We start from the raw sequence: 16,257 nt of genomic DNA, 5'->3' as shown, positions 1-16,257 counted from the left end.
CAAGATGATTAGTGAGTGGGTTGTATCAATTTTATTGTTATTTGGCGGCACGTTTATTTTAATTGGTTCGTTAGGCTTATTAAAACTGCCCGATTTTTTTATGCGTTTACATGGCCCAACAAAGGCCACCACTTTAGGTATGGCAAGTATATTAATTGCCGCCATGGTATTTTTTGCAAACTCTGAAACGGGTTTAAGCGTTAAGGAAATATTGATCACTATATTTCTATTAATTACTGCCCCAATAAGTGGCTATATGTTAATTAAGTCGGCTATTCATCACAAACTCAAGCCAAAAGAGGGAACCAAAGGCCTAGACAATATTGAAGATGATTAAGCTTTATTAATTATTACACTATCTAGGTAGTGCCATAGCAATGATGGTTCTTAAACCGAATAAAGAAATTTATTCGGTTTTTTGTTACTAGAGAAGTCGTTAACGCTTTTATTTAAGAGTGATTAATTGAGCTTGAGAACATGATTGTGCGTATTAAGCCTTACAAATTGACAAGAAACTTTAAATTTTATGAATAACATAAACCCAAAAAAATTACTCAATAGCAAATGGACTGCAACGCCTGCCATTAATAAAGAAAAGCATTTTGTAATTGTGGAGGTAGAGTACGATGAAGATGCTAACGTGATAGCGTGTGTTACTGAGTCTGTGTTTTCTAAAAACCAATACCCCATTAGTTGGCGCGATCTCAAAAACACAGAAAAATGGCGTCAAGGTTGGAAGTAGCTTTAATAAATTTATATAAATTAATGGATTGAAATTTAAACATATAGTTAAAGTAGTTTAAAGCCATCAATTTTAGGGAAGATCAGATTGATAAAAAATAACACCAACAATAAAAAACCAGCATTTAGCTGGTTTAAAAAAGTGTTTAGCTAACAGCTATTTTTCATCTGCGTATTTTACGCGAATCTTACTTTTATCAACGGTTAATTGATTAAGTGCTTTAATAGCGCTTTTGCTTTCAATATCGTTTGGCATTTCTACAAAGGCAAATCCTTTAGATTGGCCAGTTTCTTTATCGAGTACTAAGTTACAGGTAGTCACTTTGCCGTGCGCTGAAAACAATGTACGAAGATCTTGCTCTGATGTAGTGCGAGATAAGTTACGAACTAATAATTTCATATTTAACCTAAATAATGGTATCGGGTAGATTATCTCAAGTAACTTGGTTTTAACCTAATTATATTTTTAGCATTGTTATTGCTGTTAGTTTAAAACACTTAACTAGCCCTGAAAGCGAATAATGAGTTATTGGTAATAAATAACTAGTTATTAAAATTAATAATTGGTAAGTTATATTTTTAAAAGTTTACTTACCATTAATGTGTTGGGCTGGTTTGTTATGTCGATATTTCGTTTGAGTGTATTAAATATCTATACAGTGTGCTTTTTAAGTTTTTCATTATTGGGCTGTGGGAGTTCGAGTTCGAAAAATGAGTTAGTCAGCACTGAGCTGTCGGTACAATCTGCCGCAATTATCAGAAGGGAAATATCAGCAAATATAGAAAGCAATCGTCAAAGTGCAGTCGTGGGTGAGCTTTCTATAACAGATGAGCAAGCTGGTGAGGCGGTGTTTATTACTCAGACGAGCAGTCAAACACGTTATGGTATATTTAATCTTTCAAGCAATGGTAGTTGGTCTTACACCCTGGACCTCGCTGACACAAACGTGACCGCATTAGATATAGGTGACACATTACTTGATGAAATAGTAATTAGCTCTGCGGATGGCACTAAAGCGACAATAAGCATTACCGTTGTTGGCGTAGTACAGCCAGATAATTTTGTAGTAAGCGATGAAACAACCCTAAATGCTGATGGCGTTAATTTAGGCCTCAGCGCTTATACGTTAATAGAAAATGTATTTAGTGAAGGCTCAATTGAATCGCCTGATATGTATAGCGGTAATCATGAAGGTGTTATACATATAGTGGAAGATACAGACGATATTGTAGGTAATCACTTTGTATTTTTAGCTCATCGCGATGAAGACCAAGATAAAGACAAAGGCCCGAGTGATCGTCAGCGTAACGAAATTAAGTCCTATGATAAATCACCCCCGGCAACGCTTGCTTTTGAAAATGAAACCGTACAATACAACTGGAAGTTTAAAGTAAGTAGTGAGCTTGAGTTAACGAGTAAATTCAGTCACTTTTTCCAAATAAAAGCCCGTAACGATACCAACGACAATACCAATGGCAACGACGATCAACCTATCATTACGCTCTCTGGTGCTCAAAAAAACAGTACAGGGAACCAGTTACAATTAAGGTATAGCGCAGGTTTTGATGAAAACGGTAACAGTACAGGGCTTGATAAAAACCTTTTAGAAACAGATTGGTCACTTATAACCGATGAGTGGATACAGGTTTTTGTTCAAGCCACATTTAGCGAGGAGGGGCAATTTGAGATGACCCTTACCCGCTTAAGCGACAATGAAGAGCTATTGAATATAAACGAGCAAAATATAGATATGTGGCGAGGCGTAAGAGATGATGACTTTGCACGCCCTAAATGGGGAATTTACCGCTCAATAGTAGAGACCGATAGCCTTCGCGCTGAAGAAGAGCAGGTACGATTTGCTGATTTTGTGATTAAGAAAGGTTCTTTAATAAAGTAATCGACATAATACAATTATAAAATCCACAAAAAAGCCCTTAGTAATTTAATTACCAAGGGCTTTTTTAATGCATTTTAAAAGTAATTATTTTACTTCTTTACCCGCAGCTTGTTGGTCAGCGTGGTAGCTTGAACGAACGAATGGGCCAGAGGCTGCATGTGTAAAGCCAATTTCATCAGCGTATTCTTTCAACGCGTCAAACTCTGCAGGCGGCACGTAACGTTTAACTGGCAAGTGATGCTTAGAAGGTTGTAAATATTGCCCAACGGTTAGCATGTCAACGTTATGAGCACGTAGATCACGAAGTACTTCTTCTATTTCGCTAATCTCTTCACCCAGACCAACCATTAAGCCAGATTTAGTTTTTACTTCTGGGTGTGCTTCTTTAAAGCGACGAAGTAATTCTAACGACCATTTGTAATCGGCACCTGGGCGCGCAAGCTTGTACAAACGCGGTGCTGTTTCTAGGTTGTGGTTAAACACATCAGGCGGTGTCTCAATTAAAATTTCAAGAGCACGGTCCATACGGCCACGGAAATCGGGTACTAAAATTTCGATGGTAATGGTTGGGTTGTGCTTACGAATTTCACGGATACAATCGGCAAAGTGCTGTGCGCCGCCATCACGAAGATCATCACGGTCAACCGAAGTAATTACAACGTAGCTAAGCTTCATGTCTTTAATTGTTAGTGCAAGCTTTTCAGGCTCTGCTGCATCAGGTTTTAATGGGCGACCATGAGCAACATCACAAAATGGGCAACGACGCGTACAAATAGCACCTAAAATCATAAAGGTTGCTGTACCGTGGTTAAAACACTCTGATAGGTTTGGGCACGATGCCTCTTCACATACTGAGTGTAAGCCGTGCTTACGCATTGCTTGTTTAATACCGTCAATACGCTCTGTTGACTTTGGTAAGCGAATTTTAAGCCACTCTGGCTTACGCAACATTTCAGTTTTTTCTGTTGGCAAAACTTTAACGGGGATCAACGCCATTTTTTCTGCGTCGCGTAGTTTTACACCTGGTTCCATTTTGACTGGTTTATTCATTCGTTTTCAAACCCTTCAGTATGCTTAACCTGTGCTGCATTAAGCTTTTTAATCATGTGTTTTACGAGTCCTTCACCTGCGCTTTGTAGGTTTTGAGGACCCTCTAATTCTTTTGTTTGCACCATATTCATACCGGCATAACCACACGGGTTGATGCGTAAAAATGGACTTAGGTCCATGTTAACATTTAATGCTAAGCCATGAAATGAGCAGCCGCGGCGAACTCTTAAACCTAATGATGCAATTTTGCTGTCGTTAACGTAAACACCAGGGGCGTCGGCTTTAGCGTATGCTTCAATATTGTATTCAGCAAGCGACTCTATAATGCACTCTTCGAGCCAAGTAACAAGTTCACGCACACCTATCTTTAAACGACGTAGGTTAAATAATACGTACATCATTTGTTGGCCAGGGCCGTGGTAGGTAACTTGGCCACCGCGATCAACTTTAATTACTTCAATGTCGCCAGTGGCAAGTAAATGCTCGTCTTTTCCTGCTTGGCCTTGAGTAAATACACTTTCGTGCTCTACAAGCCAAATTTCATCAGGGGTGTTTTCATCACGTGTATCGGTAAAATCTTGCATTTTTTGCCAAATAGGCATGTAACGCTGGCGACCTAATTGGCGTACGATTAAAGTGTTTTCGCTCACATCAAATCTCAACTATGGCTTAAAGCATATGGCGTACGTCATCGATATTACTGATCACGTTGTAAATTTCTTCAATGTGTTTACCACTTGTAACCGTAGCTACTAGCGTAACAGACTCATAATTACCTTTACTGCTTGGTTTTACTTTTGGTGCGTAGTCGCCCGGAGCAATAGGTTGTAATTTTGCTAATATTTGATCTGTTAAATTAACGTTGGCTAAACCCATAATTTTAAATGTAAATGGGCAAGGGTACTCTAAGTACTCATCAAATTTAGTATTTTTAACTGGTTGAACCACGTTAGTGACTCCTCATACAAAAGTGTGAACTCTATGTAAAGCACGAAGCTTAATACAGATAGGCGTTTAGCAGTGATGCATATATGGGGCGCATTCTAGCATTTTTCAAGCAAAAAAAAACGCCCCACAATGGAGGCGCTTAAATTATATATACTTAGTCATTTACAATTTATTGCATGATCTGTAAACGTAAGTAGTCATAAATTTTACTAAAGAAGCTGCCTTCTTCCACTTCTTCAAGTGTCACTAGCGGGTATTGCGCAATGTCTTCCCCTTCTAGTTGCAAGAATAAAGTGCCTACTTTAGTGCCTTTAGCTAATGGCGCTTCAAGGGTGTTGTCTAGCTCAAAGTTAGCTTTTAGGTTTTTATGCTGACCACGTGGAATAGTGATAGGTGTGTCTTCTAAAATACCTAACGATACATTTTCTTTGTTACCCATCCAAATGCGCTGCTCTGCAAAGCTGTCGCCCGCTTTATAAGGTGTAATTGTTTCAAAAAAGCGAAAGCCGTAGTTAAGTAGTTTTTTGCTTTCTACTTTACGTGCACGCTCGCTTGAGGTGCCCATAACAACAGCAATTAAACGCATACCATTTTTAGTGGCTGATGTAACTAAGCTGTAGCCAGCTTCAGATGTGTGGCCTGTTTTTATACCATCTACGTCTAGGCTCTCATCCCATAATAGTGAGTTACGGTTGTATTGCTTAATACCATTGTAGGTGTATGATTTTTCTTTATAAATAGCATACTCTTCAGGTACATCTCTGATAAGTGCGGCGCTTAGCGTGGCCATATCACGTGGTGTAGTATAGTGCTCATCAGTATCAAGGCCATGGCTATTAATAAAGTGGCTGTTAGTCATACCTAATTTAGCAGCGTGAGCATTCATTAAGTCGGCAAAAGCACTTTCACTGCCTGCTATGTGCTCAGACATAGCAACACAGGCGTCATTCCCTGATTGAATAATAATGCCATGATTGAGCTCATCAACACTAATTTGCTTACCCACTTCGATAAACATTTTTGAAGACTCTGGGAAGTTTTTTGCCCATGCTTTTTCGCTAATTGTAACCATGTCGGTAGGGGCTATGTTACCAACTTTAATTTCTGTACCAATTACATAACTGGTCATCATTTTAGTTAAGCTTGCTGGCGCAAGTTTAGTATCGGCTTCGCCTTCAGCAATAACCTTACCTGTTGTAAAGTCTACTAAAAAATAACCCTTTGCATTAACTTGAGGTGGTGCCGGAATAATTTGGGCGCTGGCTGAAAATACGGCGGCTGAACAAACTAAGCCACATACACCTTTGAGGATTTTATGTTTAATTGATTTCATCATACTCATTAATGGTTAAAGTTAAAAATTCGCGTTACGCCATTCTATACCCAAACACCCCCGAGATGCGAGTGTGGTTAGGCTGGTTTGGGTATTTGTCTTACTGAGTGTAAAGCAAGAACGCGTTTTGAAATTGATTTTGTTTTAATTTTTTTAATACTTTTTCTGCATGTTGGGCGTTTTGTATTGGCCCCAAATGCAATCTGTAAATAGTGTCTTTTTTTACAATGTTTGTTGGTAATTTATATTGTTGGCGTAAGCGTTGTGCAAGGGCTTCAATATTTGCCAATGTACTGCCTGCAGCTACTTGAATATAGGTTTTATTAGCAGCAGAATTCGAAAGCGTAACCGCTTCAAGCTTAACCTTTGCTGTACCGTGTGTGTAGTAGCCTAGCTTGTATGCAGCCGCATATGACAGGTCGATAATTCTGTCATCATGAAAAGGCCCACGGTCGTTTACGCGTACAATTACTGACTTGCCATTTTGCGTGTTTGTAACGCGAACAAAACTAGGTAAAGGTAATGTTTTATGCGCCGCGGTCATGGCAAACATATCGTATATTTCACCATTTGAAGTGTGGTAACCGTGAAACTTTCTGCCGTACCACGATGCAATGCCTTCTTCTTTGTAACCCGTTTCGTCAAGCATTGGGGTGTAACGTTTACCTAGCACCTCGTAGGGGCGAGAAGCACTAGCACTTTTTTGCACCTCAGTAACAATAGCATCCTGCATTTCAAGCGCTGTGGGTGCTCTAAGAGGGGCTGAATCATGGCGCATATGGTAACGCCCACTCGAACCACTACTACAGGCACTGACAGTGATAGCGATTAAGATGATTATTAGAGTCTGAGCGTAACGTTGCATTATTTTAAAAGCATCCTTTTGTCTGTCGCAATCGACATAATAATACCAAAGCCGGCCATTAGCGTAATCATCGATGTGCCACCATAACTTATCAGGGGTAAGGGCACACCAACAACAGGTAGTAGTCCCGATACCATGCCAATATTTACAAATATATAAACAAAAAAAGTTAAAGTCAGTGCGCCAGCTAACAGCTTTCCAAATGCGTCTTGTGCATTTACTGCAATATATAAGCTGCGGCCAATTATAAACAAGTACAAACTAAGTAAAACGCAGACACCAAATAAGCCAAACTCCTCACTTAATACCGAAAAAATAAAATCGGTATGCCGTTCAGGTAAAAACTCAAGTTGTGATTGTGTACCTTGCAACCAGCCTTTACCTTCGACACCGCCAGAACCAATGGCTATTTTAGACTGAATAATATGATAACCCGAGCCAAGAGGGTCGCTCTCAGGATCTAAAAATGTTAATACGCGTTGTCGTTGATAAGCATGCATACCGTACTGCCAAAAAGGCCATGCTGCTAAGGCAACCGCTGCACTTAAAAAGCTAATTAATCGCCAGCTCAACCCTGATAAAAAAAGTACAAATATGCCAGAGCTTGCAATCAGTATTGATGTTCCTAAGTCTGGTTGCTCTTTAATTAATAATGTAGGCAGCATCACTATCGCAAAGCCAAAAATTAAGTGTAGTGGTCGTGGTGGTAAATGTTTACGGCCAATATACCAAGCTACCATCATAGGTACTGCTAGCTTCATTAATTCTGAGGGTTGAAAGCGAGTTAACCCTAAATCAAGCCAACGTTGCGCGCCTTTAGAGCTCACACCAAATAACAACACACCAACCAGCATTAATAACCCAACGCAGTACATCGGTATAGTGAGTCTTTTCAGTGTCGCGGGAGGAATTTGTGCAAGTACTACCATGGCAATGATGGCCACACCCATCCGCGTCATGTGTCTTATCATCATCGCTGACTCTTGGCCACTTGCGCTGTACACAACCGTGATGCTTCCAGCCATCATAAGTAAAATGGCAATAAGTAAAGGCAAGTCTAAATGCATGCGCATCCAAATAGAGCGCTTGTCATGCAGGGCGGTCATAGGGTGTTATTCCTTGCCAGTTCAACAGGGTTAGCTGCAAAGTAGTAATCCATTAACTGCCTGGCAATAGGTGCGCCAACCGTGCTGCCACCACCATTATTTTCAACAACAATAGACACAACTATTTGAGGATTATTGTAAGGGGCAAACCCCACATAAATGGCATTATCGCGTTGTCGCTCTTTAAGTGATTCTGCATCGTACTTTTCACCTTGTGCAATGCTCACAACTTGTGCCGTGCCTGTTTTACCTGCAGGGTCGTAGTTTACGCCCTTAAACGCTTTGTGGGCGGTACCTGTGACTTTAGTTACGGTATTGTGCATAGCATCAATGGCTATACGCCAATTGTCAGGATTGTTCAGTACTACAGGTGGTTTTTCTTCATTATTTATTTGCGTCACATCGTCCTCTTTTTTAGCCACTTGCGCTAAGTGAGGAGGGTGGTTAACCCCTTTGTTAACAAGTATGTTAGTTGCATTAGCAATTTGAATCGGTGTTGCGGTCCAATATCCTTGGCCAATGCCTACAGAAATTGTATCGCCACGCCACCATGACTCTTTAAATCTGTTTTCTTTCCATTCTTTTGAAGGCAATATAGCGGTAGTTTCTTCGTGTATATCTATACCCGATAGGTCGCCAAAACCAAAGCGCGCCATAAAATTACTAATTTTTGTAATGCCTAATCGGTACGCGGTATCGTAAAAGTACGTATCGCACGACTCTTCAATGGCTTTGTATACATCCACATGGCCATGCCCCCAACGTTTCCAGTCGCGCCATTTGTGCTCTACGTTTTGAATTTGGAAAAAGCCCGGGTCCCACATGGTTGTCCCTTCCGTCACCATGTTTTCTTCAAGTGCTAAAATAGCCATATGCGGTTTAATGGTGGATGCTGGTGCGTATCGGCCTTGGGTAGCTCTATTAATGAGTGGGCGATCTGGGTTAAGAAGTGCCTTATAATTTTTACTGCTAATACCGTGTACAAATAAATTGGGGTCGTAGCTTGGGTTCGAATATAGCGCAAGTATACCACCATCTTTTGCATCCATTACGACAACCGCACCGCGCATGTTTTTGAGTGCATGTTGGGCTATTTGTTGCAGGCCAATATCGAGCGTTAACACTAAATCACTTCCTGGCTGTGGGGGAAGCATACTCAGGGTGCGGATAACACGACCACGGTTATTAACTTCTACACGTTGCGAACCGACTTGACCATGCAAGAGTTGCTCGTAGTATTTTTCAATACCGAGTTTGCCAATATCGTGGGTTGCACGATAATTTGTTGCTTGGCCTTCTTGGTCGAGCTTGTTTAGCTCTTTTCGGTTTAGCTTTGCAACATAACCTAGGGCATGAGTAAGCGTGTCGCCGAATGGGTAATAACGTGCTAAACGGGCTTCGATACTAAAACCGGGAAATTTATGCTGGTTAACCGAAAAGGTAGCAACATCGGCTTCATCAAGGCGCGCTTTAAGTACTTGTGATTTAAAACGGCGCGTGTTTTTTATATCTTTTAAAAAATCTTGTTTTTCTTGTTCTGTAATCGTGATTAGTTGGCTTACTTGCTCAAGTGATTTTTCAAGGTTATCAACCTCCTCGGGGATCACCTCAAGATTATAAACGGGTTTGTTCTCAGCAAGCAGTACACCGTTTCGGTCGTAAATTAAACCGCGATTAGGTGCAATAGGAATAACTTTAATACGGTTGTCGTTGGAGCGGGTTTGATAATCTTGGTGGTCTTTTACCTGAATGTTGTAAAGATTAGTAATTAAAACAGCTACTAACCCTAATACAAAAACAAAACCCACAAATGCACGCCGTGCAAACAAATTAGCTTCTGCGGAGTGATCGCGAATAGTGGGTCTTTGTTTTAACATAGCAAGGCGTTACTCGCGATGATAGGGATGATTATTATTTAAGCTCCAGCCTCTATATAGGCTTTCTGCAACAATAATTCGCACCAAAGGGTGTGGTAGTGTTAGGTTCGATAACGACCACTTTTGCTCCGATGCAGCAATGCATTCTGGAGCAAGTCCTTCAGGGCCGCCAATAAGTAAACTTACATCGCGGCCATCGAGTTGCCATTTTTCCATGTTTTTAGCAAGTTGGTGAGTATCTAGCGCTTTGCCAGTGACTTCTAGCGTAACGATACGATTGCCTTTAGGAATAGCGGCTAATGTTTTTTCGCCTTCAATATGTAAAATACGCTTTATATCGGCATTTTTGCCACGTTTACCGGCGGGTATTTCAATTAGCTCTAAAGCCATATCCTTGGGAAAACGGCGCTGGTATTCAGCAAATCCCGTTTCTACCCATGCTGGCATTTTTGTACCAACAGCAATCATTTGTATTTTCACGAATAACTTCCAAGCGTTGCTTTTAACAAGTGGGTGGTTAGCCCCACAGTTTTTCTAGATCGTAATAGCTACGTGCTTCAGTTTGCATCACGTGTACAACCACATCGCCTAAATCAACCAGTGCCCATTCGCCGTCATTTTCGCCTTCATAGCCTAATGGCTCTGAATCTGCATGACGTGCTTCTTTTGCTAAGTGGTCGGCGATTGATTGAACGTGGCGTTTAGACGTGCCAGTACAAATTACCATGTAATCGGTAATGTCTGATTTATCAGTTACGTCTATGTCAACGATGTCACGCGCTTTCATATCGTCAATTTTATCCATTGCAAAGGCGAGTAGTTGTTTTGAATCCAAGGTTTTGTCTCAATTTAAAAATTTAATGGCGCGTATTTTAACACGCTAGGAATTTTTAAGCATCAATTTGATATAGCTGATGCATTTGTATGTAATGACTCACGGCATCGGGTAATAGTTCATTCTTTTTGTTACTTTTTTTAAGATCATCACGAATAGAACTAGAAGCTGCATCAAGCATTTTACCCGGTAAAAAGTAAAGTTTACCACCTAAATGCTCTGTAATAAGAGCGGGGTCATCCACGAGGGCATGCTGCATGTAGTGTTTAAGCTCACCTGTTACCTGACAACTCTGCGCTGGTCGTTGATATACCACAATATGGCAAAGCTCAGTAATTGTTTGCCATTCAAACCACTTATCAAGAGAATTAAACGAATCCATTCCAATCAAAAATACTATAGGTGTACTTGGGTACTCTTTACGTAGTTCTTGCAGGCTAAGTAATGAGTATGATGGGCCTGAACGATCTAGCTCTCTTAAATCGAGTGCAAAATGAGGGTACGGTTTAATCGCCGCATTGAGCATATTAACACGATGTTCTGTGCTTATACCTGGTGCCGCTTTGTGGGCAGGTAGTGCGCAGGGCATAAAATACAATGTGCTTAAATTAAATGCGCTTACACATTGCTGAGCCATATTAATATGGCCTAGATGAACGGGGTCGAAGGTGCCACCAAAAATAGCAATCATTTTTTTGTCCAACAGGTTAAGCAACTAATTAAGGCTGTGACACGGCATAGGAATATCGAGCGGTTGACAAAACTTAATACAAATATGTGCAAGTGCCTGATAAGGGGCAATTAAGTTGCCTTGTTTATAGCTTGCATCAAATAAAGCAATGTCACTATTAATTTGCTCAAGTACAGTAATATTTAGGCGATTAACGGCATTTTGCACCGGCCCTTGCTGATTTTTCCAAATGGCATTTTGTTTAAATAAGCTGGCGATTGGCTCACCATTTAACAATCCCAATTGCACATTCATCAAGGTGTTGAGCTCTTTTGTAATCGCCCACAATATACTCACAACTTCAGTGTTGTCACTGGCTAATTTGTTTAAAACTTTAATAGCTTGCTTGGCATGACCATTTAATAAGGCATCGCTTAAATCAAAAATATCAAATTTGGCTTGATTTAATAGCCCTTGCATAACCAATTGCTGGGTAATAAGTGCGTTGCCATGCAGTAAAGAGAGCTTTTCAAGTTCCTGAAAACACGCTAATAAATTACCTTCTGTTGCATTGATAAGGCTTAATTTGGCATCATTTTGCATGTTAAGAGCCAAGCGTTGACATTGCTCATCAAGCCATCGTTTTACGTGCGAGCCAGTCAGTGGATAACAAGCTACAAATACACCTTGTTTGTCGAGTGCTTTAAACCAGGCACCGCGTTGTACTTCTTGGCTCGCTTTTGCACCTTTAATAATTAGTATCGTGTCGGGGTTAACAAGCTCAACGACACGCTTAAAGGTATTACTACCAATTACACCGGGCTTTTGCTGGTTTAGGTCAAACTCAATAATAGTGCGTGCACTAAATAACGACATGCTTTGATATTGCGCTATTATTTCTTGCCAATCAAATCCTTGCATTAAAGTAAATTTAATTACTTCATCAAAGCCTTGTGCTTTGGCGGTATCGCGTATTAGCTGAACACACTGTGCTTCTTGAAAAGGCTCTTCACCAAAAACTAGGTAAAAAGGTTTTAAGCCTTTGTTTAACTCGTTAGGTAATTGATTAGCGTAACAGCGCATTACAGTTGCGACAGCTCTCTAACGATACGGCGACTTGCTTGCTTACGAATTTCGTTAATTAGCAGCTCTAGCTCTTTGGCTTTAGCAAGTGCGTTATCGGGGTCGTCTTGATAATTTCTATAAAGCTCAAAGCGCTTTTCGATAGCATCTTTATTAGGGTGTTTTAGAACATATGAAACGCCATAGGCAAGTTCGTATTCAGCAACCTGGCCATTTTTAGATAACGACAACGTTTGGCGTTCTATGGTTTCTTTACGTAAATACAGCTGCGCTACGTTTTTAGATGAAGAGGTAAGTTCAACTTCACTTGCTAACAGCTCTTTTTGTAGCTGTTCAAATAAAGCTGATTTTTCGTCATCACCAATAAGCGTAATGAGTTTTAGATTATCAGGCAGGCTTGACGCTTGCTTTAAGTGAAACCCACAACTAGATAACAAAAAACAGACTAGCGCTAAGGCTAGTCCGTTTTTAATGGCCTTAAAAACAGCCATATTAGTTAGCAACCACGTTAAGTAGTTTACCTGGCACGTAAATGATCTTACGAATGGTTTTACCATCAGTAAACTTAGTTACGTTTGCTTCTGCAAAAGCAAGTGTTTCTACTTGTTCTTGTGTTGCATCTGCTGCCACAGTTAGCTTAGCGCGAAGTTTACCGTTTACTTGAACGATAATGAGCTTTTCATCTTCAACCAAGGCTGACTCGTCAACTGTTGGCCATGCTGCATCTAAAATATCACCGTCTTTACCAAGCTCTTTCCAAAGCTCATGAGATAAATGCGGCGTAATAGGGGCAAGCATAATAATTAATGCTTCAAGCGCTTCGTTTGCAATGGCAATGTCTTGTGCATCATTAAGCGGCGCTTTAATTAACTTATTAGACAGCTCCATGATGGCAGCAATTGCCGTGTTAAACGTTTGACGGCGTTCAACATCATCACTTACTTTTGCAATGGCTTTGTGTAATTCGCGACGAAGTACTTTTTGTGGGTTAGTAAGCGCAGACTTTTCAAGTGCTTGGTAACCTGCCGCTTTCACGTCTACTGCGTATTTCCATACACGTTTTAAGAATCGGTGTGCGCCTTCAACGCCAGAATCTGACCATTCAAGTGTTTGTTCTGGTGGTGCAGTAAACATCATGAATAAACGCACTGTATCAGCACCGTATTGTGCAATTACTTGTTGTGGGTCTATACCGTTATTTTTAGACTTAGACATTTTGCTCATGCCTGAAGAAAATACTGGTTCGCCATCTTCCTTGTGCCATGCTTTAGTAACTCGACCTTTTTCGTCAGTTTCTGTTTCTACATCGCTTGGTGAAATCCAAATATCACCACCTTTCTCATCTTTACGATAGAACGTTTCAGCCAATACCATGCCTTGACATAGTAAGCGGTCAAATGGCTCGTCTGAATTTACTAAACCAAAGTCACGCAATAGTTTATGGAAAAAACGTGAGTACAATAAGTGTAAAATTGCGTGTTCAATACCACCTATGTATTGGTTTACAGGTAACCAATAGTTAGCGGCTGCTGGGTCTAACATGCCTTCGTCGTAACGTGGGCTACAGTAACGTGCGTAATACCAAGACGATTCCATAAAAGTATCGAAGGTGTCAGTTTCGTGAGAAGCAGGTACGCCGTTTACTGTGGTTTTAGCCCAATCAGGGTCTGCTTTTATTGGTGATGTTACACCATTCATTACCACGTCTTCTGGTAAGCGAACTGGTAACATATCTTCTGTTGCAGCAAGCTCGTTGCCGTTTTCGTCGCTCAGCATTGGAATTGGAGAGCCCCAATAACGTTGGCGGCTAACACCCCAGTCACGTAAACGGAAGTTTACTTTACGCTCACCCACGCCTAGTGCTTCTAGTTTGTCGGCAATCGCATTAAACGCTGCTGAAAAGTCTAATCCGTCAAATTCGCCAGAGTTTACTAATACACCTTTTTCGGTGAATGCTTCTTGCTCTAGGTTTACTTCAAGGTCTGAGCCTTCAACTGGCGCAATAACTTGTTTAATATCTAGGCCGTATGCATTTGCAAACTCAAAGTCACGTTGGTCGTGTGCAGGTACTGCCATTACCGCGCCTGAGCCGTAATGCATAAGTACAAAGTTAGCCACCCAAATAGGCACTTGCTCGCCTGTTAATGGGTGTGTTGCGTAAAAGCCAGTTGCAATGCCTTTTTTCTCCATTGTTGCCATATCTGCTTCGGCTACTTTGGTGTTTTTGCATTCTTCAACAAACATTGCAATCGCATCGCTGTTTTTAGCGGCTTCTTGTGCAATAGGGTGGCCACCGGCAACAGCAAGGTAAGTTACACCCATAAATGTATCTGGACGTGTAGTGTATACGCTAAACTTTTCATTGTTATCGGTACGCGTAAACTCAATGTCTAAACCTTCAGAGCGGCCAATCCAATTGCGCTGCATGGTTTTAACTTGCTCAGGCCAGTCGTCTAATTTGTCTAAATCGTCTAAAAGCTCTTGTGCGTAGTCGGTAATCTTAATAAACCACTGTGGAATTTCTTTTTGCTCAACCACAGCGCCAGAGCGCCATCCGCGGCCATCTATAACTTGCTCGTTAGCAAGTACAGTTTGATCAACTGGATCCCAGTTAACCGTTGACATTTTTTTGTACACTAAGCCTTTTTCGTACAGCTTAGTGAAAAACCATTGTTCCCATTTGTAGTATTCTGGGTGACACGTGGCTATTTCACGATCCCAGTCGTAACCAAAGCCTAATTGCTTAAGTTGGTTACGCATGTAATCAATGTTTTCGTACGTCCACTTAGCTGGCGCTGTTTTGTTTTTGATAGCGGCGTTTTCTGCAGGTAAGCCAAACGCATCCCAACCCATTGGTTGCATAACGTTTTTGCCTTGCAGACGCTGGAAACGAGAAACAACATCACCAATGGTGTAATTACGCACATGACCCATATGCAGTCGGCCACTTGGGTATGGGAACATAGAAAGACAGTAATACTTTTCTTTGCTCTCATCTTCGGTGACTTTAAATACCTGGTTTTCTTCCCAGTAGCTTTGTACTTTTGACTCTATATCTTGCGGGTTATATTGCTCTTGCATCTACGATTCCAGACTTCTTGCAAACTAATAAAAAATTGCCGATAGGATAACCCAAATAAAGCACTATTCACAGCGTCAAAAACACCGTTTTGCTAAATTGTAACCTTCATGTCAGGTTAACCTATACTTATCTATGTTAAACGTCAGGCGTGTTGACCTGTGTAGATTGAAATTTGCTCAGTTTAGGGGTCACTAATCACACTATAAAATGTCACTTAGTGGCCTGAGTAAAGATTCATAAATATTGCGTCAACCCAACTCGTTTATTAGCAATTTTGAAGGAGTACATAATGGCAGATTATAAAGTATGGCTTAGTGATTTAAGCGCGTGGCTAAAAGACATCAAAGATCACGAGGTAAAAGATGCGGTAACTCGTTTTGTTGAATCAGAGCAAGCACTTAAAAATTTAGGTGAGGAAAAGTATCAGCTCTACCGCAACTACTTAAAACGTGATATGCAGCACCTTAGCGAGAACGATTCCCACTATAATTCGCTTGCATGGCAAGAGCTTAAAGAGTCTTTATGGTTTGAACTTTCACATATAGAAGACAAAACTCAGCTGGAATGGCAATCCTTAAACCAAGATTTTAAACATAATGGGGTGTATCACGCAGGTGAATGGATAGCCATGGGCACATTAGTATGTAAGAATTGCACTCATAGTTACGATGTTTATCACGCCACACAAATTTTACCGTGTATTGAGTGTGATGGAATCTATTTTAGTCGTAAGGCATTGCACCCTTAAGCATATGTATTAAGTGGCTGC

The 16,257-nt window shown here is 40.7% G+C and carries 18 protein-coding genes; 4 read left to right on the top strand and 14 right to left on the bottom strand.

Translation table 11 applies throughout. The annotated features are described in order from the left end of the window. Positions 1-4: 4 nt before the first annotated feature. Complete coding sequence (locus tag PS1M3_RS10915) at positions 5-337, top strand: Na+/H+ antiporter subunit G (protein ID WP_006793387.1); 333 nt, start codon at positions 5-7, stop codon at positions 335-337. A gap of 189 nt (positions 338-526) precedes the next feature. Continuing rightward, positions 527-742, top strand: a complete 216-nt coding sequence (locus tag PS1M3_RS10910; RefSeq protein ID WP_008128120.1) for a TIGR02450 family Trp-rich protein — start codon at positions 527-529, stop codon at positions 740-742. Between the two features lie 156 nt (positions 743-898). On the opposite strand, the gene PS1M3_RS10905 is transcribed toward PS1M3_RS10910, so the two are convergent. Continuing rightward, positions 899-1,141 (bottom strand): hypothetical protein, encoded by a 243-nt coding sequence (locus PS1M3_RS10905; RefSeq protein WP_006793389.1) that lies wholly within the window; start codon positions 1,139-1,141, stop codon positions 899-901. 220 nt (positions 1,142-1,361) lie between these two features. Here PS1M3_RS10905 and PS1M3_RS10900 point away from each other — a divergent pair, with 220 nt between their 5' ends. Continuing rightward, positions 1,362-2,639, top strand: coding sequence for a VCBS domain-containing protein (locus tag PS1M3_RS10900; RefSeq protein ID WP_033025217.1), 1,278 nt, complete (start codon positions 1,362-1,364; stop codon positions 2,637-2,639). Positions 2,640-2,723: 84 nt separating this feature from the next. On the opposite strand, the gene lipA is transcribed toward PS1M3_RS10900, so the two are convergent. The 13 genes from lipA to leuS form a co-directional block, all read right to left on the bottom strand. Continuing rightward, positions 2,724-3,689: a lipoyl synthase gene (lipA, locus tag PS1M3_RS10895; RefSeq protein ID WP_004585911.1), complete on the bottom strand. Its 966-nt coding sequence runs from the start codon at positions 3,687-3,689 to the stop codon at positions 2,724-2,726. Beyond that, the gene (gene lipB, locus PS1M3_RS10890) at positions 3,686-4,339 is read right to left on the bottom strand and encodes a lipoyl(octanoyl) transferase LipB (protein ID WP_203984213.1); all 654 of its coding nucleotides are present in this window, start codon (positions 4,337-4,339) and stop codon (positions 3,686-3,688) included. Before lipB ends, lipA begins: the two co-directional genes overlap by 4 nt. A 19-nt stretch (positions 4,340-4,358) precedes the next feature. After that, positions 4,359-4,637, bottom strand: a complete 279-nt coding sequence (gene ybeD / locus PS1M3_RS10885; protein WP_006793392.1) for a DUF493 family protein YbeD — start codon at positions 4,635-4,637, stop codon at positions 4,359-4,361. Between the two features lie 169 nt (positions 4,638-4,806). Next, on the bottom strand, positions 4,807-5,970 hold the full coding sequence (locus PS1M3_RS10880) for a serine hydrolase (RefSeq protein ID WP_008128128.1): 1,164 nt from the start codon (positions 5,968-5,970) through the stop codon (positions 4,807-4,809). Positions 5,971-6,070: 100 nt separating this feature from the next. Beyond that, a complete protein-coding gene (locus PS1M3_RS10875; protein ID WP_039036646.1) occupies positions 6,071-6,835 on the bottom strand; it encodes a septal ring lytic transglycosylase RlpA family protein in 765 nt (254 codons plus the stop codon). After that, positions 6,835-7,941 (bottom strand): rod shape-determining protein RodA, encoded by a 1,107-nt coding sequence (rodA, locus tag PS1M3_RS10870; RefSeq protein ID WP_006793395.1) that lies wholly within the window; start codon positions 7,939-7,941, stop codon positions 6,835-6,837. The genes PS1M3_RS10875 and rodA overlap by 1 nt, the downstream gene beginning before the upstream one ends. Then, entirely contained in the window at positions 7,938-9,818 is a 1,881-nt protein-coding gene (gene mrdA, locus PS1M3_RS10865; RefSeq protein WP_203984205.1) for a penicillin-binding protein 2, read from the bottom strand. The genes rodA and mrdA overlap by 4 nt, the downstream gene beginning before the upstream one ends. A 9-nt stretch (positions 9,819-9,827) precedes the next feature. Then, positions 9,828-10,298: a 23S rRNA (pseudouridine(1915)-N(3))-methyltransferase RlmH gene (rlmH, locus tag PS1M3_RS10860; protein WP_002958522.1), complete on the bottom strand. Its 471-nt coding sequence runs from the start codon at positions 10,296-10,298 to the stop codon at positions 9,828-9,830. A gap of 37 nt (positions 10,299-10,335) precedes the next feature. Continuing rightward, on the bottom strand, positions 10,336-10,653 hold the full coding sequence (gene rsfS / locus PS1M3_RS10855; protein ID WP_006793397.1) for a ribosome silencing factor: 318 nt from the start codon (positions 10,651-10,653) through the stop codon (positions 10,336-10,338). A 55-nt stretch (positions 10,654-10,708) separates the two neighbouring features. Next, positions 10,709-11,344, bottom strand: coding sequence for a nicotinate-nucleotide adenylyltransferase (nadD, locus tag PS1M3_RS10850; RefSeq protein WP_203984198.1), 636 nt, complete (start codon positions 11,342-11,344; stop codon positions 10,709-10,711). A gap of 24 nt (positions 11,345-11,368) precedes the next feature. After that, the gene (holA, locus tag PS1M3_RS10845; protein WP_203984196.1) at positions 11,369-12,406 is read right to left on the bottom strand and encodes a DNA polymerase III subunit delta; all 1,038 of its coding nucleotides are present in this window, start codon (positions 12,404-12,406) and stop codon (positions 11,369-11,371) included. After that, positions 12,406-12,897: an LPS assembly lipoprotein LptE gene (gene lptE / locus PS1M3_RS10840; RefSeq protein WP_203984189.1), complete on the bottom strand. Its 492-nt coding sequence runs from the start codon at positions 12,895-12,897 to the stop codon at positions 12,406-12,408. Before lptE ends, holA begins: the two co-directional genes overlap by 1 nt. A 1-nt stretch (position 12,898) precedes the next feature. Continuing rightward, on the bottom strand, positions 12,899-15,487 hold the full coding sequence (gene leuS / locus PS1M3_RS10835) for a leucine--tRNA ligase (protein WP_203984187.1): 2,589 nt from the start codon (positions 15,485-15,487) through the stop codon (positions 12,899-12,901). Positions 15,488-15,777: 290 nt separating this feature from the next. On the opposite strand from leuS, the gene PS1M3_RS10830 reads away from it, so the two are divergent. Then, on the top strand, positions 15,778-16,236 hold the full coding sequence (locus PS1M3_RS10830; RefSeq protein ID WP_203984185.1) for a hypothetical protein: 459 nt from the start codon (positions 15,778-15,780) through the stop codon (positions 16,234-16,236). Positions 16,237-16,257: the final 21 nt, after the last annotated feature.

The organism is Pseudoalteromonas sp. PS1M3, assembly GCF_016865405.1.
Lineage (GTDB): Bacteria > Pseudomonadota > Gammaproteobacteria > Enterobacterales > Alteromonadaceae > Pseudoalteromonas > Pseudoalteromonas marina.
Note: the sequence above shows the minus strand (reverse complement) of the source record. Positions and strands in the feature narration are given on the sequence as shown.